The sequence below is a fragment of the Rhizobium sp. N122 genome (genome assembly GCF_002211295.1).
GTDB lineage: Bacteria > Pseudomonadota > Alphaproteobacteria > Rhizobiales > Rhizobiaceae > Rhizobium.
The window spans coordinates 1-19643 of record NZ_LOKU01000028.1 but is presented as its reverse complement, the minus strand read 5'-3'; the positions used below and the strand labels follow the sequence as shown (position 1 = coordinate 19643).

Sequence of the window (19643 nt, the reverse complement as noted above, 5' to 3'; positions counted from 1 at the left end):
GAGATGCGTTTTCGGTCGAACCTTCAATTACTGGCGCGACTTCATTCTGATCCTGGAGATAGAGCGCGATCCTCCCCGGCTTTGCCGCCGAGGGCGGATATCGTCTGCGGCGCTGCGGTCATCAAAAGGAGCAACATAGCCAGCCAAGGGGTACGGAGACTTACTTCGAATATCGTACGTCATCCCGGCGTAAGACGTAAATATGAAGTCTCTTCTACGTCCAATAGCTGGAGCGGCAAGTATGGAGGCAATCGACTTGCCGAGATATTCTGATGACAGTTTCAGTCGCGAAAGCGCAGGTCATGAGAAAACAACCAGCAGGCAGCAGCCCAACTTCAGTTCTTCATCCGGAGGGCTCTTTTGGATGGACCAATGTCCTGGGTGTTCGCGTTTCGGCCGTCAATCTCAAAAGCGCGACTGGATTTATTCAAAAAGCGATCGAGGACGGCAGGAAGGGATATGTCTGCGTTCGCGACGCACACGGCATCGTCCGATGTCAGGACGATCCCGAACTCCGGTCGATACATAACCAGGCGTTCCTCGTAACCCCCGACGGCATGCCGCTTGTTTGGGCGCTGAGACATGCTGGTCATGCGGAAAGCGACAGAGTCTATGGGCCCGATCTCATGTTGTCCGTTTTCGATGCCGGCACCGCCGATGGCCTGCGCCACTTCCTTTATGGCGCAACGGCTGAAACGCTCGAACAACTGCAGGCGCGCCTTCTCGCAAAATTTCCGCAAGCGCGGATCGTCGGCTCTTATGCGCCGCCTTTTCGCAAACTGTCGACGCGGGAGGAAGCGGATATTGCCGACCGGCTCAATCGCTCGGGCGCCGATGTCGTCTGGGTCGGGCTGAGCAGTCCCAAACAGGAACTCTGGATGGCGCGCATGCGCGATCGTCTGGACGCTTCGATGCTGATCGGTGTCGGAGCTGCGTTCGATTTCCATGCCGGCCTGAAGCGGCAGGCTCCGAGGTTCATTCAAAGAAGCGGCTTCGAATGGGCGTTTCGTCTTCTGTGCGAGCCGCGACGGCTGTGGCGGCGCTATGCGGTCGTCGTGCCGGCTTTCATCTCACTGACGGCATTCCAGCGACTGGGACTTCGAAAGTTTCCCATCGAAGACGGCGTTTCTGGATCGAGTGCGTCGGGACAAATGCAGTAGGGGAGTAAAAGCGTCATGTCCTTATTTATGCCGTCAGCGATGACACCGGGTCCGTCGAAGGCATCCACATCAAATGACATGACATCGCGGGCGATTCCGACAGGGTCCGTGCCGCCCATAGCAGCCAAGACCGCCGATGCTTTCGTACGGGCAGGGCTGACCATGCCCGTCGCACTACAGCGCCGGCTTCCCCGGCTTGCAACGTCGTCCCTCCTGGTCGCCGGCGACATAGCAAGCTACTTGATGACCTATTTTATTCTCCTGTCCATTCTTCCCAGTGGTTCTGAGGGCACGATTGTGGAACGTGCGTTCACGGTCGCCGCACTGGCTGCGATTGTTCTTTACGCATCGGCCGGCCTCTATCCTGGGTATCGGCTGCATGACCACGAACATCTGCGGCGGCGCACTAAAGCTGCCGTCAAAGCGGCAGTCCTGGCGGTATTCGGAGCAATTATCCTGCCGGCGGGGGAACCGCTGCTACTTGCCATTCTTGTGTTCCTCGGTCTCGGGCTGATTGTGCAGCCATTTGTGCATTGGCTTGTGCGAGGCCTTTGCTGGAGACTTGGAATTTGGGGGGAGCGCGCGGTCGTCATAGGGGGACGCAATCTTGCTTCCGCGCTCGTGGCCCATTTCAACGACCACTGGCAGTACGGCATCAAACCGGAGCCCTTTTTTCCCGATAGTTTGGAAGCATTTCCCGATGGCGGGCCATGCGTAGCCGTGATTGCGGGCGACACAGGCTCGCTGGCGTCCGACTTACCGGCGATGCGTCGGAAGTTTGCCGAAGTCATTTTGCTGTCCGACACGCCGAACTTCAAGGTAAGTGGATTGCGACCCGCGGATATCGGCGGAGAGATCGGCATTCGCCTCACCACCAGAGTGAGTTCGATCAACTCGGATCCGGTTCGCCGAATCCTCGATCTGGCAATCGCCATCCCTGCAACGATCGTGGTCGCGCCATTCATCGCGATCGCAGCGGCTGCAATCTATGCCATCGATCCGGGCCCCGTCTTCTTCCGGCATGCCAGGGAAGGACGGTCCGGCAAGCCGGTGCACGTCCTGAAATTGAGGACGATGTACCAGGATGCGGAACAGCGCCTTGAAGCCCTATTCCGAGAGAACCCGGCGATGCGCGCCGAGTGGTTGAGCCACTTCAAGCTCAAGGAGGATCCGCGCGTTCTTCCGATCATAGGGCATATGCTGCGCTCTTCGAGCATCGATGAGCTCCCGCAATTGGCGAACATCATTGCGGGCGAGATGGCCTTCGTGGGACCGCGCCCATTCCCGGAATATCACCTTTCTGCGATGGACGGCGAATTTCGGGACAAGCGCCGTTCCGTCACGCCGGGGCTCACGGGCCTTTGGCAAATATCCGAACGAAGCGATGCGGATATCGAGCTGCAGCAGCAACTCGACGAGTTCTACATCGACAATCGGTCCCTGTGGTTCGACTGCCAAATTCTTCTCGGCACAATCCCTGCGGTCTTCAAGCGCAGGGGAGCCTGCTGACCATCCTCGCTTCCACGAGGCAATCATCAACAACGGAGCACACCAATGCACGGATACAAGCGAATAATGGTTACCGGCGGCACCGGGTTTCTGGGATCATTCCTGTGCGAAAGGCTTTTGCGAGAGGGTAATGACGTTCTCTGCGTGGACAATTACTATACCGGTTCGCGCGACAATGTGCTGCATCTTCTCGACGACCCACGTTTTGAAATTCTTCGCCACGACATCACCTTTCCGCTGTATGTGGAGGTCGACGAGATCTACAACCTCGCCTGCCCGGCATCTCCGGTCCACTATCAGCACGATCCCGTGCAGACCGTGAAGACCAATGTGCACGGAGCCATCAATATGCTCGGCTTGGCAAAGCGCACCAAGGCGAAGATCTTCCAGGCCTCCACCAGCGAAGTTTACGGTGATCCGGCAGTCCACCCTCAACCCGAGGAATATCGAGGCAGCGTCAATACCATAGGGCCGCGGGCATGTTACGACGAAGGCAAGCGGTGTGCCGAAACATTGTTCTTCGACTATCATCGTCAATACGGCGTGGAAATCCGGGTGGCACGGATCTTCAATACTTATGGGCCGCGCATGCAGACCAATGACGGCCGCGTCGTCTCGAACTTCATCGTTCAGGCGCTTCAAAACGAACCGATCACCATCTTCGGCAACGGCACGCAGACGCGCTCCTTCTGCTATGTGGACGATCTGATCGAGGGCTTCATCCGCCTGATGGGTGCGCCGGCCGGCGTTACGGGTCCGATCAATCTCGGTAATCCGGGAGAATTCCAGGTCCGGGAACTCGCCGAAATGGTCATTGAGATGACGGGGTCGAAATCAAGCATCGTTTACAATCCTCTGCCGATTGACGATCCGACCCAGCGCAAGCCCGACATCCGCCGCGCAACGCAGGAACTGGGCTGGCAGCCGACGGTGAACCTGCGGGAGGGACTCGAGAAAACGATCGCGTATTTCGAGTGGAAGCTTTCTGGCGGAGCCAAGAGCACGTCGGGAGTCCGACCTTCGCCGACGGCATACACTTATCCGGCAACCCCGGCCATCGGCCTTCCTGTTCAGGAAATCACACGATAGGCAAATGGACAAGATCGTCGATCAGCGCAAACCAAGGCTGGTATTCTTCCAGTGGGACCATCAGCCCAATGCTAGCGCTGCTGGTTATCTGCTGCTGCACATGCAGCAGCAGGTCAAATGCCTCGCAACGCACTTCGATGTAATCGTTATAAACCGCGACTGTGATTATGCAGAAATATGCGATCGATACGAACCGGATCTGACGCTGTTTGAAAGCGGCTACCGGTCCCACGGGTCGCGGCGGATAAAAATCACGAACACCAATGCCCAAGTTCCGAAGCTTGGTCTTCACAACGCCGATCCATGGTGCGACCGGCGCAGCGGCTTCCTTTCCGACATGGAGCAGTGGGGCATCGAGACATATTTCTCTATTGGAACCATGACTCCTGAATACATGCCGGAGCTCAAGGATAGTTTATTCGTCTGGCCAAACTTCGTCGACCCCGAAGTCTATCACGACTATGGGCAGCGGAAGATAATACCGGTCACGCTCACGGGCCAAGTCTATGGCCTTTACCCTTGGCGCCAGAATGTCTTTCCAATAATCCGCGACCGCTATCCCTGCCTGGTCTCGCCGCAACACACCTATGAGAGCAAGCTTGCCTCCCAGTTGTTGTCGGGAGAAGCCTATGCGCGCGTTCTCAATGCGAGCTTCGTGGTCCCCACGTGTGGCACCGCGGGAGGCGAGGTCGTGCGGAAGCACTTTGAGATCCCCGGGGCAAAGGCCTGTCTTTTGACGGAACGAACGCCAGCAGTTGAGGCCGCTGGCTTTTCCGACATGGAAAACTGCGTCTTTGCCGACCAGCACAACGTGGTTGAACGACTAGAATACCTCTTTGCTAATCCCGACGATATAAACCGTATCGCGACAGCCGGCTACAATTTGGTCCACTCGCGTCACACGCTGAACCACAGAGCGCAAATATATCAATGGTTCATTTTGAACAGAAGCCTACAACCCGGTGAAAAAATCGTCCAGCCGGGGCCGTTCGCCGATCTAATAAAGGTCGAACGTATCTCACAGAGAGGGAGCATCCACGTCGTTGGTGAGGCGGGCGATCGCGCTTTGTTGAAGCAGGGCGATTTGTGTCTGGAGCAGGGCAGGGTTGAGGAGGCCAAGAACTTTTATGTCCGCTGCCTCGACTATGTGTCTTACCTGCCCGAAGCCAAACTCCGTCTTGCCATCTGCGCGTTGCGTGACGGCGAAGCTGATCGCGCCTATGATCTTTTGGCGAACTTGGTCAAGATTACGACGATCGACTATGGAGCGACCGACCCGGATCCAGTCGAATGGGCATATTTTCTCCTTGCTTTAGTCTGCAAAGGGAACCTTGAGCAGGCGCGGAGGCTGCGCCACTTTTATCCAACTCTGTCCCATGAGGAACTCAGGCGCGTGTGTCTTATGCTCGAACAACTGTGTCGAGAAAGCAATCGGCCTGTCCCGGAGCGGCAATCCAGTGATCGAAAAAGCATTCACCAGCTTCCTAAGCGGAACGATCATGAATGGCTTTTATGGGTTGCTGATATTCTTGAGCGTTGTCAAAAGTCAGATCTTGCTAGCGCTCTTCGTTATGTGCCACTTCCCGTGAAGAAAACGCGCGAGCGTGAGGCACCTTTACGCGTCAAACGTAATCTTGGTTGGCGCGCGCGATTTTATCTGGGCATTGATGCGCTATTGATCAAAATGCGTCTGAACAAGTTGAGACCGAACGTGCCACCCCTGCCGGAGTTCGAATATCTTGGGCGCCTTGCGCGCGGTCTGGTTCCCCGCTCCCAAAGAGGTAAGTTGCGCAGGATCCGAATGGTGCTCTCCAAGCCTATGTTTGGACGTTAGCAATTGCCATGAGACCTTACCAACCGAAGGCGCTCATCACAATTTCCGCAGATTTGGGCGGCTGCCTCAAGAGGTGCCGGGGCACGAGACCGGCTGCGTCGGTGGCCGACTTACGTCGCTGCCACCAATGAGAAGTTAAAGCGACCCGGCTGTGTAGTGAAGAAATAACTTGCCGACACAACCGTGTCAGCACGACGCGTATTCACGCTCATGCCGGAACAGTACTTTGGAACAAGTCGTTAAGCTTGAACACAACCTCTGTCCTGTTCGTTGCCTTGACCTTTTTCATGATATTGCGGACATGCACCTTGACGGTGCTTTCCCGCAGGTTGAGCTCATAGGCAATGATCTTGTTCGCCTTGCCGCGCCGCAGTGCCGCTACGACTTCGGCCTGGCGATCGGTGAATATCCCGGCTAGCGGGTGCGCTGTCGGGTTGTTCGACTGCAGCAAGTGACGCATGGCGAACAGGGCGCTTGCGGGCACGAAAAGCCCTCCTGCTACCGAGAGCGCAATCAGCTCCATGCAGACGCTGATGCTGACGCTGGCAGGTATGTAACCCTTGGCGCCGTAGTCGATCGCCCTCACGATCTGAGCGAAGTCGTCACTATCAGACAAAATAATGACCGGTGTCGACACGAATTCCGACGAAAGGCTCTTGATCTGCTCCGAAACGGCAGGGTCGTCGACCGTCTTGCCGCCGACGTTCAGGAGTATTGCCGAAAGCGGAGGATATTCTTCGCGCTTCTGCTTCCACTCTTCAATCGATCCGAACGCCAGAATCGCGAAATCTGCCGTATGGGCGGCCATGCATTGCGCAAGGCAGTGCCGATCGAGTTCCCTCTTGTCGAGAATGACAAGCGAGTGCTTTGACTTTGACGGTCGGGCAAACGCCGTCGAACTCTCTTCCATCTCCAACGGAAGAGATACGTTTTCCTGCCTGTGGTTTATATTTATTGTATCCAAAGCCCTATCCTCCCAGCCTTTTTTTTACGCGGTACTTCAAAGTCGAACATCAAACTCCTCTGTGAATATCGGAGTTTAATTACCAGAAGTGCTAATTTAATACCACAGTTCCGAGGATGTTAAACTAATTAATAGTGGTTACCCCAGCACATAAGTTCCATAGAGAGATACAAATGGTTACATCGTTGAAACTGATCAGCATGTGTCTAATTCATTTGTATATCGACCGATGAAGTTGCTACATATATTCATTCTAGCTCGCTAAACCCGTGTAAACTATGCCCGTCCTCGGCGTGGAGGACCAGGATCGATCGGCGCGTGACCTGTCGCTGCTGATCATCGATTGCATAGACGTTCGCATGCGATCGTCATCCAATTTTCGTAAGCAGATACGCCTTTAGGTGAATGAGCTTCACCGTTTTGTTTCTTTACTCAGAAGAAGAAAACAATTCTTTTTGAAGGGGAAGAAATATTTGCCGTGATGAAACGAAACCTTGGATCCATTCTTGCGATTGCCGGTTTCACCCACATCAGGGTTGTTGAAGAGTAGGGGGCGAGTTGGGATGATTGCATCGAACGTCAACCTGGGTGACGGCTGCGTAATCCACCATCGAGATCTTGTGAATCTCTACGGCTGTACAATCGGCGCCGGAACACGCATCGGCACCTTCGTTGAAATCCAGAAAAACGTCCTCGTCGGAAAAGACTGCAAGATCTCCAGCCATTCCTTCCTCTGTGAAGGCGTGACGCTGGAAGACGGCGTCTTTATCGGCCACGGGGTCATGTTCACCAATGATACCTATCCGCGCGCCGTGAATTCGGACGGCAGTCTGCAGACGGAGGCGGACTGGGTCGTCATCCCCACTCTGGTCAAGCGCCATGCGTCGATCGGCAGCAACGCCACCATTCTGCCGGGCGTGACCATCGGAGTGGCCGCCCAAGTCGGCGCCGGCGCGGTTGTAACGAAGGATGTGCCTGACGGCGCCATTGTTGCCGGCGTTCCGGCGAGAATCACCGGTCGCGTTCATGACCGGTCAGTTGACATGCAAGCGTTGGGAGGAATGCGATGATCGGCATTGCTGTTGTTGGGTATGGGTATTGGGGTCCGAACCTGGTTCGTAACATTTCGGAAGCGGCCGGCGCGCAGCTCCTTTCAGTCTGTGATCTGAATGTTGAACGGTTGGCGGCTGTGAAAAGCCGGTATCCCGCGGTAACGATCACCGACAATTTCGAGGAGGTTCTGCGCGATCCGAGAGTGGATGCTATCGCCATCGCAACGCCGGTCTCGACGCATTTCAAGCTCGCAATGCAGGCAATGATGGCTGGAAAGCATGTCTTCGTCGAAAAGCCGATGGCATCGACGACGGAGGAAGCAGCGCGGATGGTCGAGGAGGCCGCGCGCAGACGCCTGGTGCTGGCCGTGGATCATACCTTCGTCCACACCGGCGCCGTCCGCAAGATGCGCGAACTGGTCGAAAGCGGCTTGGGCGACATGTATTACTACGACTCGGTGCGGGTCAATCTGGGGCTCTTCCAGCACGATGTCAGCGTCATCTGGGACCTCGCGGTGCATGACCTGTCCATCCTGGACCACGTCGTGCAGGAAAGACCGGTGGCTGTTTCTGCGACGGGCATGAGCCATGTGCTCGGCGAGCCGGAGAACATCGCCTATCTGACGCTGTTTTTCGAAAGCAAGCTCATCGCCCACATCCACGTCAACTGGCTGGCGCCGGTCAAGGTGCGCCGCACACTGATCGGCGGCAGCAACAAGATGGTCGTCTACGATGATCTGGAGCCTAGCGAAAAGATCAAGGTTTACGACAAGGGCATCACGCTGAACCCGAATTCCCAGGCCTACGGGGAGAAGGTGCATCAGATGATGGTCGGCTATCGCAGCGGCGACATGTGGGCGCCAAAGCTTGATATGACCGAGGCTTTGAAACGCGAGCTGGATCAGTTCGTCGATTGCATCGAGCAAAATACGCGGCCGATTACCGACGGCCAGGCCGGGCTGCGTGTCGTTCGAATCCTTGAAGCCGCAAGCCGGTCGCTCGCCCAGCGCGGTCGCATCATCGAACTCGAAGAGGCGAGGCTCATTGCATGATCCCGTTCCTCGACCTCAAAGCACAATATAACTCCATCAAGAGCGAAATCGACGCCGCCGTACTCGGCGTCCTGGCCTCGGGGCAATATATACTGGGCGAGGAGGTCGCCCGCCTTGAGCAGGAATTCGCGGACTATTGCAACGTCAAACATGCGATAGCCGTCAACACGGGCACGAGTGCCCTGCATCTGTCGCTGCTTGCGGCAGGCGTCGGCCCCGGCGATGAAGTCATCACCGTGCCGTTTACCTTCGTCGCCACCGTATCGGCGATCTGCTACGCAGGTGCACGTCCGGTATTCGTCGATGTCGAGCCCGTGACGCTCACCATGGATCCGGCGCAGCTCGAGGCAAAGATTACACCCCGAACCAAGGCCATTGTTCCCGTCCATCTCTACGGTCAGATGGCCGATATGGACGCGATCAAGACGATTGCCGACCACTACCGGATACCGGTCATCGAGGACGCCTGCCAGGCGCACGGGGCGCAATACAAAGGCGCCCGCGCCGGCAGCATCGGCGAATCCGGCTGCTTCAGCTTCTATCCCGGCAAGAACCTCGGCGCCTGCGGCGAGGGGGGTATCGTCGTCACCAACAGCGACGATCAGGCCAAGACGATGCGCATGCTGCGCGACTGGGGTCAGGAACAGCGTTATCACCATCTGCTGAAGGGCTTCAACTACCGTATGGATGCCATTCAAGGCGCGATTCTGCGCATCAAGCTCCGGCATCTCGAAGCCTGGACCGAGGCGCGGCGCGCCCATGGCCGCCGCTACTCCTTGCTGCTTGGGGGGGCGGCGCATTTGACGACGCCCGTCGAGAAAGCCGACCGGCGCCACGTCTACCACGTCTATGCCATCAGAAGCCGTGATCGCGACGAGCTTCAGCGCGTGTTGAGCGCGGAGGGCATTCAATCCGGGCTGCACTATCCGATCCCCGTTCACCTGCAGAAGGCCCATGCGGACCTCGGTTACAAGGCCGGCGATTTCCTTGTCTCGGAAGCCGCCGCACGGGAGGTGCTGTCGCTTCCGATCTATCCCGAGATGCCCGCGTGGCACGTCGATCAGGTGGCCGCAGCGCTGGAATACGCCTATGTCGACTAATCCTACGGGCGGCGCCCGCATCGTGCCGGCGGTCCACGGCCGTCATGTAAGGTCGGCAGATCCTGCCTACCAGGCCGGGCTAGCCGAAGAGCTCAGGCAATCCTATGGACGCGCCGGCCTGATCGAACTCTACGGGCGCTTCGCGACGGGGGATGGTGTCGTCGACACCATGATGCGCAGGGCCATCTGGCAAGCGATCACGCGGAGCTGCGGCACGGGATTGCAGGTCGCAGGCGGCGCCGGCTTCAAACATCCGGAGACGTTCGACATCGGCAATGGCGTGTTCATCGGTGCTCAGGCCTATATCCAGGGACGTTTCGACGGCCGATGCACGATCGGCGACAATGTCTGGATCGGGCCGATGGCCTATTTCGACGCTCGCGATCTGGTGATCGAGGATTCTGTCGGGTGGGGACCTGGCGCCAAGGTGCTTGGCTCGACCCACACGGCACTGCCGGTGGATGTGCCGATCATTCGCACGGATCTTGAAATCAAGCCGGTCCGTATCGGCGCATGGGCCGACATCGGCACCAACGCCACAATCCTGCCCGGTGTGACCATCGGGAAAGGCGCGATCGTCGGTGCGGGCGCCGTTGTCGTCTCGGATGTCGAGCCGTTTTCAGTTGTCGCCGGTGTGCCGGCGAAGTTCATACGCTGGCGCACGGAAGCCGATCCTGTGCTTGATATATCGCATGGAGGAAGATCGTGAGAAATCAACGGGTGCTCATTACCGGCGGAGCCGGACTGATCGGGTCGCATATTGCCGATCTCGTCGCATTGGAAAAACCGCGTGAGATCATCATCCTCGACAACTTCGTGCGCGGACGCAGGGATAATCTCAGCACGGCAATAGCCAGTGGGCTCGTTAACATCGTCGAGGGAGATATCCGCGACAGAGCACTTCTGGCAAAAGTCTTCGAAGGCGTCGACGTCGTGTTTCATCAGGCCGCCATTCGCATCACGCAATGTGCGGAAGAGCCACGACTGGCCTTTGACGTCCTTGCGGAGGGCACGTTCAACGTTCTCGAATCTGCCGTCAAGGCAGGTGTCTCGAAGGTGGTCGCTGCTTCCTCGGCTTCCGTTCTGGGACTCGCCGAAAGTTTCCCGACGACCGAGCAGCATCACCCGTACAATAACCGGACGATTTACGGCGCTGCCAAGACGTTCAACGAGGGTTTGCTGCGCAGCTTTGCGGAGATGTATGGCCTGCGCTATGTCGCGCTGCGTTATTTCAACGTTTACGGGCCACGAATGGACGTTTACGGCGCCTATACCGAAGTTCTGATCCGTTGGATGGAGCGTCTGGTGGCGGGAATGCCGCCTCTCATCTATGGGGACGGTAGCCAGACGATGGACTTCGTCGATGCACGCGACATCGCCCGCGCAAACATCTTGGCTGCGAAAAGCGATGTCACGGACGAAGTGTTCAACGTTGCGAGCGGCACGGAAATAAGCCTGCTGGAACTCGCGAAGATGCTGAGCGACATTATGGGTTCTTCACTTGAGCCGCAGCACAAGGAGGCCCGCACGGTCAACGGCGTAACTCGCCGACTTGCCGATATCAGCAAGGCCGAGCGGCTCCTCGGCTTCAAGGCGGAGATCTCCATGGAGCAAGGGCTTCGTGATCTCGTTGCCTGGTGGCAAATGCAGACCGACGCAGGGGGGCAGGCAGCATGAGTTCATCTCAATCTACAATTCCGGCGACAATCCCGGTCGCCAAACCCGTCCTCGGGGAGGAGGAAGCCGAGGCTGCGCGCCGCGTTATTCTGTCGGGATGGGTGACGCAGGGGCCGGAGGTCGCGGCTTTCGAGCGCGAATTCGCCGCCTTTGTCGGCGCCGCGCATGCTTGCGCCATGTCCAACTGCACAACGGCGTTGCATCTGGCGCTGAAGGCGGTCGGTGTATCGGCGGGGGATGAAGTCGTCACGGTCAGTCATTCTTTCATCGCGACCGCAAACGCGGTTCGATACTGCGATGCGGTGCCCGTTTTCGTCGATATAGAAGAAGATGGCTACAACATCGAAGCCGGTCTGATCGAAAGGGCGATCACGCCCCGCACCAAGGCAATTCTCTGCGTGCATCAGCTCGGCATGCCGTGCGATCTCCGCGCCATCGTGGAGGTCGGCAAGCGCCATCAGATACCGGTTATCGAGGATGCAGCCTGTGCGACGGGAAGTGAAATCCTGTGGGACGGGCGTTGGGAAAAGATCGGCAAAGCGCATGGCGACATTGCGTGCTTCTCCTTCCACCCCAGGAAGGTCGTCACGACGGGCGATGGCGGCATGCTGACGACGGCCAATCCCGAATATGACCGGAAATTCCGGCTCTGGCGCCAGCACGGCATGAGCGTCACCGATGCCGTTCGTCACGGCTCGAAGCAAGTCATCTTCGAAGACTATGACGAGTTGGGTTACAATTACCGGATGACCGATCTTCAGGCGGCCGTCGGGCGCGAGCAGTTGCGGCGGCTGCCGGAGTTGGTTGCCCAGCGCAGGCTGCTTGCCGAGCAATATTGCGAACGTCTGCAGACGATTGCCGGGCTTTCTCTGCCGGCCGAACCGCGCTGGGCTCGCAGCAACTGGCAGAGCTTCTGCGTGAGATTGCCCGATACGGTCGACCAGCGGGCGGTCATGCAGACCCTGCTCGATCAGGGCATATCGACCCGGCGCGGTGTGATGAACATTCATCTGGAGGGAGCCTATTCAGCCGAGAGCTCCTACCGCGCCGCCACGAGCCTGATGCGAAGCCTATCTGCGCAGCAGCAAACGATCATCCTGCCGCTTTATGCCCAGATGACGGTGTCTGACATGGATCGGGTTGTCGAGGCACTTCGCGCAGCCCTTGCGGAAGCGACCCTCGGAGCCGTCAGCGTGCAACGTGCCAGGGATGTCGCTGTCGCCTGAACCCGCATTTGCCTGACGTAACAAAGCAGCAAAATGAACAATGCGCGTATCTTCGGATGCGCGCATTGTTCGTTATGCTGATTTCGTGATCCATCCTCTGGCTATTGCGGGCACCGATTCCGGTGGAAGCAGTTCGATCAACATGCGCAGCGAGTAAAGTCCGGTGACGACGACGGCGACGCAGCCAATCACGATCGCCGACCATGGCGGTAAGAACAAAAAGGCCGAGACGACCAATCCCGATGCAGGCAGGAAGAGAAGCGCGTGCCTGCGATTGGCCGGTGACCAGCGAAAGTCGGTAAGGCGACGCACGATCACGTAAATCAGAATACTATGCCAAACGTAGAGGCCGAAGAACGCAATGCCGGCGCCTGGCGTGCCGAACTTTAGTACGAAGAACCACGCCAGCCCGACATGTACCACCGTTGCGGCGACCTCCGTCCAGAAGAAGATCGTCTGCGCACCCTTCGCCAGGACGATGAAACCCATCGGCCAGGCGACGATCCGAAGCATCATTCCAAGGCAGATCCAGCGCAGAAGCTCCACGGCCCCATCAAACGCCGCCGAATAGAACAAACTCATCACGAGTGGCGCCAGCGTCAGGGTGGCAAGCAGGCCAGGGCCAGCCAGCAGCAAGCTGATTTCCGCCTGCTCATTGACCAGTCGGTTGCACTCGGCATCGTTGTCTGCGGTTGCAGTCAAGCGCGGATAAAAGTCCGTTCCCATCGCCTGAAGGATGAACCCGGCATATAGCCCGCCAAGCGCCCAGGCCGCCTGATATAATCCCGCCGCTACGACGCCTCCTTCATTGAGCACGATAAGGCGGATGGCATAGGCTGCGCCGAAGGTCAGGAGTCCACTTGCCATGAAAGCGATTCCGAGTCTGAGCAGGGCTTTGGCTTCCCGACCAAACTGGCGCATCGACATTGGCGGTGGGCACGTGGATATTTGTTTGCTGTACCACCAGGTGGGAAGAAGCGAGACGGCTGCGATGGCCACAAGAGAGGGTGCGATCGCCCGCTCGCCGAACAGATAGACGAGCGGGATGCTGATTGCCGTCCCGAAGAGGCCTGAAAGCACGTTGATGCGCGCAAGATTTGCAATCCCTCGCAAGCCCTGGATCAACGCGGCCTGCCCGGCAGACACGAGCCGGAAGAATACCGCCAGCGACAGCAGCACGATGCCGCCGGTATGCTGGTAGTCGCCGAAGGTGAAATTCGACACCGGAAACGCCAGCGCCGCAAGCAAAAGCGCGCCAAGCAACCCGAGCACCAGCGAGATGCGCCTGAGGGCTGTCGCTGACCGCGCGATCTTCTCTTCGTCGCCGGCGCCCGCCGCTTCGGCGACCCGGCGCACACCGCTGCTGCTCACGCCCAGACCAGCTATCGCTTGCGCGATATCGAGGATCGCCCCGTAAAGGCCGAGGAGCCCCACGCCTTCAGGACCGAGCAAAAGGGCGAGTGCCTTATTGCGAATGATGCTCAGGGCGACATTTACCAGCGAGGAACCGCCCATCAGCATCGTCGACTTGAGGATTTGGGTATAAGTCTGGCCGCTGGGAGGGATCATGCGTAACGTCATCGCTCGGCCCCAGCCGTGTGGTTCGGTTCGGGCCGGCCCAAATCAACGGCGACTTCTTCCGGGCAGAGCGCCTGCGCGCCTTGATCTCGCTCGAACGCCTGCTCCGTGTATGTTGAGAACAGGTGCACGTCGCGGGTCACTGGACGGCTCGATCTGCGAGCGTTTGACTTTCGAAAGACGGCCCCGTGTCGGCCTGAGGCGCATTCTCCAGAATGCGCGGCTGAATGACTCTCACCACGTCGCCCGGTGCCAGGACCGTCGTTTCCGAGGCTTCGAGCTGATTGATTTGTCCATCGCTTCGACGGGTCACGCTGAAGGTAAGCGGGAGGTCATCGACGAGACTTTTAACGCCGTCATTGCTCCCAAGGTCCGTGATGAGCAGCTTCTGCAGTGTTTCGCGCTTCAGCTTGAATTGGTCGAGACTTGCCCGTTCGGACTGTGCTTCGGTCGCCACTTCGCTCCGCCGTGCGTCGTACAGTCCCTCGAGGTTGCGCGTCGTCTCGCTGACCGCCTGGCGGCCGCGCATGACGGCGGTGACTAGGTCGAGTTTGTCGGAGCGGTAAGTCGTCAGCAACCGCTCCAGATCCATCTGCCTTGACGAGATCGTCAGGCCTTTCTGGACCAAGGACTTGACGCTGACCAATTGGTCCTCGACGGATTTGATATTGTCGTCTGCGCCAGTCAGTTTCTCTTCCAACGTCGATATCTCAGTGGTCAAAAGATCGCGCAATTCGGTGAAAGCTCTTGCCTGCCTCTCCAATGCATTGGCGCGAGCCCGAAAGATAATTCTTTCCTCGTTGTATATGCCGGCAGCAAATTGCTGATCGGCGCCCGTCGCCGGATCGAAGATAATCTCGTTCGCTCCATCCATTTCGGTCTGGAGCCGCGCCAGCCTCGCGGTACTGCGCAGAATCGAGTGATCGATCTCGCGCAATTCTCCGACGATCTGGATCGAATGCGTTTCCTGCTGTTCCTTGGCGCGACGCGGTCCGCCGCTCATTGCAAGCGATTGCAGGACGGTCAATCCGGGGCGGAAACTGTATTGCCCAGGCGTGGTCACGTCTCCCACGACGTAGATTGGAGGGTATTCGAGAATTTCGATGCTGACCGACGGCGCCTGAACCAAACCGATCTTCTCCTGCAGGCGCTTGCCGATCTCGTTTGTGAGGTCGATGTCTTTCAGATTGTCCACGGAAAGGGTTCCAATGAACGGCAAGGAGACCGAGCCGTCATCGGCGACCCTGTATTCGCCGCCAAGCGCATCCCATCGTTCATACTGGCCCCTGGACTGCACCCACTGGACGATCGTCAGGCGGATTTTCGTTTGTGGCGCCAAGGACGTGCTGTCGGCGCGAGCTGGCGGCGCGGCTGCGGCCAGAAAGACGAGTGCGCTGATGGCAAACGTCGCGCGAAGGAACGGGCGGGGGGCGCGGTGCGATGAATTCATGTACATATCTCGCCTGCAAAACACCCTTAAACGGATGCCAGTCCAATGCCTTGACGCTGTTCGGCAGCCGGAAGACAGGCCCGGAGCCGCATCGCTAGTGTGCAGTCTGGCGAAGCCTTGAGAAAGGTGGAGGCCGTTTGCTTTGCCTCATCATTATTGATGAGGTGGGAGAGGGGCTTCAACCCGATCGAGCAGGAGCCCATATCCCGCGCGGCGCAGAGGTATCATCCCGGAAGATCAAAGGTTTGCACCGAAGAATAGGCACGCCGACCGAGAAGGACGGCGACCGGCTGCGGGCGGTAGTGCGCTGGCGCCAGATCGAAGATGCCGCGATTTCAACAGGCTTTTCTATCGCTCGAACGGTCCAGCGCGCGGCTTTCTGTCGCGGCAAAACAGCCGCTTGCCCAAAGGATGCAGCCTGTAGAGCGAAAGGCGTAATGATATACTCTGTTGTTTTTCGACTATACTTCATCGCTTCGTATTTAAGCGATCCTCATAGATTCGATCCTGTAAATTTCGCGAGAGGTTTCTGTCATGTATCGCAACGCTCGCCGGTGGACTTCGCGCTCACTCCTGATGGATTCGTTGATTCCCCGATGGTTGACGGTCGGCGGAAAGGAAAGGCCGCGCAAGCCTGCCGAAAAACACGCAGATAGCGCTCAACTCGCGGCAGCGGCGCAAACCGTGGATGGAAGCAAGCAGGGCACCCTTGTCGATGATCCCCATAAGGACGCGGCGCTAAACCAGCATGATGCTGGGCAGGGTGCGAATGGCGAGGCGGACGGTCGGGCCGACGACAGCCTCGCAGTGCCGCCTTTGCCGGACGCTTTCACGATCAATGGCGAAATAGGAGAGCGAAGCGGTGATATGGCCCGGTCCGTGCTCTCCGTTCAGACCCCGGGTTTTGTCCATTTCGCGCCTAATGCCGACGGGGTTGCGTTCGGGGCCGCACCGTCCCTTCCGCGCACCTATGCCGGGAGTTCCATAGGCGACGATCCTCTGGCATCGTACCTGCCGCAAGGCTCTGCACCGGCAGCGTCCGGGCAAGCTTCCACTACGGTGGCGGCTGAGCGGTCGCACTCGGGCAATGTCGTCATTCTCGAATCGACGCCGTCGGCGCAGTCGACCGCGCAGCATGCTGGAGCGAATGCGCTGGCGGTTGGCATGCCCTTTGGCGTGTGCGGGTGCGGCTACTATACGTCCCCCATCCGAATTCTGGACTGGGCCCATGGCGGCGCCCTGCTTCAGCAGGATGGTCAGCTGCCGGGAACAAGGCTAACCGAAGGACCGGACTTCGTAGAGACGGCCAAGAAGGCCATCGGAGCCTCGGTCAGCGATCCTCTGCTTGATCGCAGCCTGTCGCCTCTCTCGGGCTGGAATGCAACCGCAAACTGGATAGGATCAACGGCCCTGGACGGATCTTTGCCAGGCGGCGGAGAGACCGGAAAGGGCACCACAACAAAAGGTGTCGGCGTCCTTTCGGGCTCGGTGACGACGCCACCTCAACCTTCTGCCCAGCGGTCGTTGGCGACACAAGATCTCGCGGCCGCGGCGGCGAGCAACGCGATCGTGCTGGAAAATCAGAAGCAGGGCAATCCGGAGAGCGAGTGGGGCATCGACACTGCCAGCACCAACATCGAGGGGTTTGCGACCGACATCAGCGTCGACAACGGCAAGACGATCAGCTTCAAGATCAATACCAATTCCACCAACTATCGGATCGATATCTATCGGCTCGGCTATTACGGCGGCATGGGTGCCCGCAAGGTCACGACCATACAGCATACCGGATTGCAGACCCAGCCCAGTCCGCTGCGCAACGCCACAACCGGCACGGTGGATGCCGGCAACTGGGCCGTCTCGGCGTCCTGGACCGTCCCTGACGATTCCGTGTCAGGCGTCTATATCGCCAAGCTCGTGCGTCAGGACGGCACCTTCGGCGAAAATCAAATCCCGTTTATCGTGCGTGACGACGCCAGTCACAGCGATATCGTGTTCCAGACCGCAGACGAGACCTGGCAGGCTTACAACGGTTGGGGTGGCGCGAACTTCTATGGCGGCAACGGCCCTGCGACGGGCCAGGGCGCCGGTCGCGCCTATGCGGTCAGCTACAACAGGCCGATTGCAACGCGCGACGGGGTCGGCACCTATGCCGGCCCGCAGGATTATTTGTTCGGCGCCGAATATGCAGGCATCTATTGGCTGGAACAGAACGGTTATGACGTCTCCTATATGTCGGGCGTCGACGTCGACCGCTATGGAAGTCTGCTGCTCAATCACAAGACCTATATCGATGCCGGGCACGACGAATACTGGTCAGGTCAGCAGAGGACCAATGTCGAAGCCGCACGCGATGCGGGCGTCAATCTGATGTTCTGGAGCGGTAACGAGGTCTACTGGCGTACCCGATGGGGAAATGCCTACAGCGCCGACGGAACACCTTATCGCACTCTAATCTCCTACAAGGAGACATGGGGCCCTCCGGGTACCAGCCTCGATCCTTCCAACGAATGGACAGGCACCTTCCGCGACCCGCGCCTCAGCCCGCCTGCCATCGGCGGCGGCAATCCTGAGAACTCCCTGACCGGTCAATTGTTCAAGGTCGACGACGTCGGCGGCAATCTTGCCGCGATCAAGGTTGGCTATGACGATGCCAACCTGCGCTTCTGGCGCAATACGAGCGTCGCAAACCTGCAGCCCGGCCAGACGGCAACGCTCACTAAGAATTATCTCGGCTACGAGTGGGATGAAGCGCCTGACAATGGCTTCGATCCCGCCGGGCTCGTAAAGCTGTCGTCGACGACGCTGCCGGTCAGCACCTACCTGCTCGACTACGGAAATACGACTGGCAATGCGACCGCGACCCACAATCTGACCCTCTACCGCGCCCCAAGCGGCGCGCTGGTGTTCGGCGCCGGTACCGTTTATTGGACATGGGGCCTGAGCGATAATCACGATAATGAGGCGACCCCCACCGATCCCCGCGTGCAGCAGGCAATGGTCAATCTGCTTGCCGATATGGGCGTTCAGCCAGGGACGTTGCAATCCGGGCTTACTGCCGCAACCGGTTCCACGGACAATGTTGCTCCGACCTCCGTCATCACGGTGCCTGCCACGGTGACCGCTAATTCAACCGTGACGATTTCAGGCACCGCTGCCGATACGGGTGGCGGGGTCATCGCCAGCGTCGAGGTTTCGACCGACAACGGTGCGAGCTGGCATCCGGCGACCGGCGACGAGAACTGGACCTACACATGGACGCCGGCGATTGCGGGCACCTATACGATCCGGTCGCGGGCGGTGGATGACAGCATCAACCTCGAGACACCCTCGGCGGGGCGCACTGTCACCGTCACCGGACCGACTTTTACATCACTCTTCGGTGGCGCGACGCCGGCGATCGTCAACACCGACGATACCGGAGCCGTCGAGCTCGGGGTCAAATTCCAGTCCTCCGCGGCGGGCACGGTCAGCGGGATCAGGTTTTACAAGAGCAGCCTGGATACGGGCACACATACCGGTTCACTGTGGTCAAGCACGGGTACGCGGCTCGCGACCCTGACGTTCACAAATGAGACCGCCAGCGGCTGGCAGAGCGCTACGTTCTCGAGCCCGGTGACGTTGACCCCCGGGCAGACCTATACGGCATCTTACCATACGAATGTCGGGAACTATTCGACGACCGCCAACTACTTCCTCTCCAACGTGACGAGTGGCCCGCTGACGGCGCCAGCCAGCGGCAACGGCGTCTATAACTATGGCAACAGCGCGTTCCCGACGAACAGCTTCGACCAGACGAACTATTGGGTCGATGTGATGTTCAACCCCTCGAATGCGAACAACACGACGCCGACGGCGGTTGCCGATGCGGGGGATGCGACCGAGAAGGGCGGTGTGGCCAACGGTTCGGGCGGTGCGGTTGCCAGCGGCAACGTGCTGACCAACGACACCG

The 19643-nt window shown here is 58.6% G+C and carries 14 protein-coding genes; 11 read left to right on the top strand and 3 right to left on the bottom strand.

All coding sequences use genetic code 11. The features are described from left to right. Positions 1–302 precede the first annotated feature (302 nt). The 4 genes from ATY75_RS20190 to ATY75_RS20175 are packed head-to-tail and all read left to right on the top strand — an operon-like array spanning position 303 to position 5592. Positions 303–1160 (top strand): WecB/TagA/CpsF family glycosyltransferase, encoded by an 858-nt coding sequence (locus tag ATY75_RS20190; RefSeq protein ID WP_088938930.1) that lies wholly within the window; start codon positions 303–305, stop codon positions 1158–1160. A gap of 15 nt (positions 1161–1175) precedes the next feature. Continuing rightward, on the top strand, positions 1176–2669 hold the full coding sequence (locus tag ATY75_RS20185; RefSeq protein ID WP_088938901.1) for a sugar transferase: 1494 nt from the start codon (positions 1176–1178) through the stop codon (positions 2667–2669). Between the two features lie 45 nt (positions 2670–2714). Then, positions 2715–3758, top strand: coding sequence for a UDP-glucuronic acid decarboxylase family protein (locus tag ATY75_RS20180; protein ID WP_064841947.1), 1044 nt, complete (start codon positions 2715–2717; stop codon positions 3756–3758). 4 nt (positions 3759–3762) lie between these two features. Further along, complete coding sequence (locus ATY75_RS20175; protein WP_088938900.1) at positions 3763–5592, top strand: glycosyltransferase; 1830 nt, start codon at positions 3763–3765, stop codon at positions 5590–5592. A gap of 208 nt (positions 5593–5800) precedes the next feature. Here the strand turns inward: ATY75_RS20175 and ATY75_RS20170 are convergent, their stop codons facing one another. After that, the gene (locus ATY75_RS20170) at positions 5801–6556 is read right to left on the bottom strand and encodes a response regulator transcription factor (RefSeq protein WP_064841949.1); all 756 of its coding nucleotides are present in this window, start codon (positions 6554–6556) and stop codon (positions 5801–5803) included. A gap of 563 nt (positions 6557–7119) precedes the next feature. Between ATY75_RS20170 and ATY75_RS20165 the strand changes: the two genes are divergently transcribed. Genes ATY75_RS20165 through ATY75_RS20140 form a run of 6 tightly spaced genes read left to right on the top strand, consistent with a single transcriptional unit; the run spans position 7120 to position 12663 of the window. Continuing rightward, positions 7120–7626 (top strand): acyltransferase, encoded by a 507-nt coding sequence (locus ATY75_RS20165; protein WP_064841950.1) that lies wholly within the window; start codon positions 7120–7122, stop codon positions 7624–7626. Beyond that, positions 7623–8660 carry a Gfo/Idh/MocA family oxidoreductase gene (locus ATY75_RS20160; RefSeq protein ID WP_065092684.1) on the top strand — a complete coding sequence of 346 codons (1038 nt, stop codon included), beginning with the start codon at positions 7623–7625 and terminating at the stop codon, positions 8658–8660. Before ATY75_RS20165 ends, ATY75_RS20160 begins: the two co-directional genes overlap by 4 nt. Then, positions 8657–9760 (top strand): DegT/DnrJ/EryC1/StrS family aminotransferase, encoded by a 1104-nt coding sequence (locus ATY75_RS20155; RefSeq protein WP_088938899.1) that lies wholly within the window; start codon positions 8657–8659, stop codon positions 9758–9760. The genes ATY75_RS20160 and ATY75_RS20155 overlap by 4 nt, the downstream gene beginning before the upstream one ends. Beyond that, positions 9750–10469: an acyltransferase gene (locus ATY75_RS20150; protein ID WP_088938898.1), complete on the top strand. Its 720-nt coding sequence runs from the start codon at positions 9750–9752 to the stop codon at positions 10467–10469. Before ATY75_RS20155 ends, ATY75_RS20150 begins: the two co-directional genes overlap by 11 nt. Continuing rightward, complete coding sequence (locus ATY75_RS20145; protein ID WP_064841954.1) at positions 10466–11437, top strand: NAD-dependent epimerase/dehydratase family protein; 972 nt, start codon at positions 10466–10468, stop codon at positions 11435–11437. The genes ATY75_RS20150 and ATY75_RS20145 overlap by 4 nt, the downstream gene beginning before the upstream one ends. Beyond that, positions 11434–12663 (top strand): DegT/DnrJ/EryC1/StrS family aminotransferase, encoded by a 1230-nt coding sequence (locus ATY75_RS20140; RefSeq protein WP_088938897.1) that lies wholly within the window; start codon positions 11434–11436, stop codon positions 12661–12663. The genes ATY75_RS20145 and ATY75_RS20140 overlap by 4 nt, the downstream gene beginning before the upstream one ends. 72 nt (positions 12664–12735) lie before the next feature. Here the strand turns inward: ATY75_RS20140 and ATY75_RS20135 are convergent, their stop codons facing one another. Together ATY75_RS20135 and ATY75_RS20130 are read right to left on the bottom strand one after the other, a co-directional pair. Then, positions 12736–14244 (bottom strand): O-antigen translocase, encoded by a 1509-nt coding sequence (locus ATY75_RS20135; RefSeq protein ID WP_088938896.1) that lies wholly within the window; start codon positions 14242–14244, stop codon positions 12736–12738. A 136-nt stretch (positions 14245–14380) separates the two neighbouring features. Then, positions 14381–15697, bottom strand: a complete 1317-nt coding sequence (locus tag ATY75_RS20130; RefSeq protein ID WP_088938895.1) for a polysaccharide biosynthesis/export family protein — start codon at positions 15695–15697, stop codon at positions 14381–14383. A gap of 528 nt (positions 15698–16225) precedes the next feature. Here ATY75_RS20130 and ATY75_RS20125 point away from each other — a divergent pair. Beyond that, positions 16226–19643, top strand: a 3418-nt coding sequence (locus ATY75_RS20125) for a DUF4082 domain-containing protein (protein ID WP_143535324.1), incomplete at its 3' end; no start/stop codon positions are given.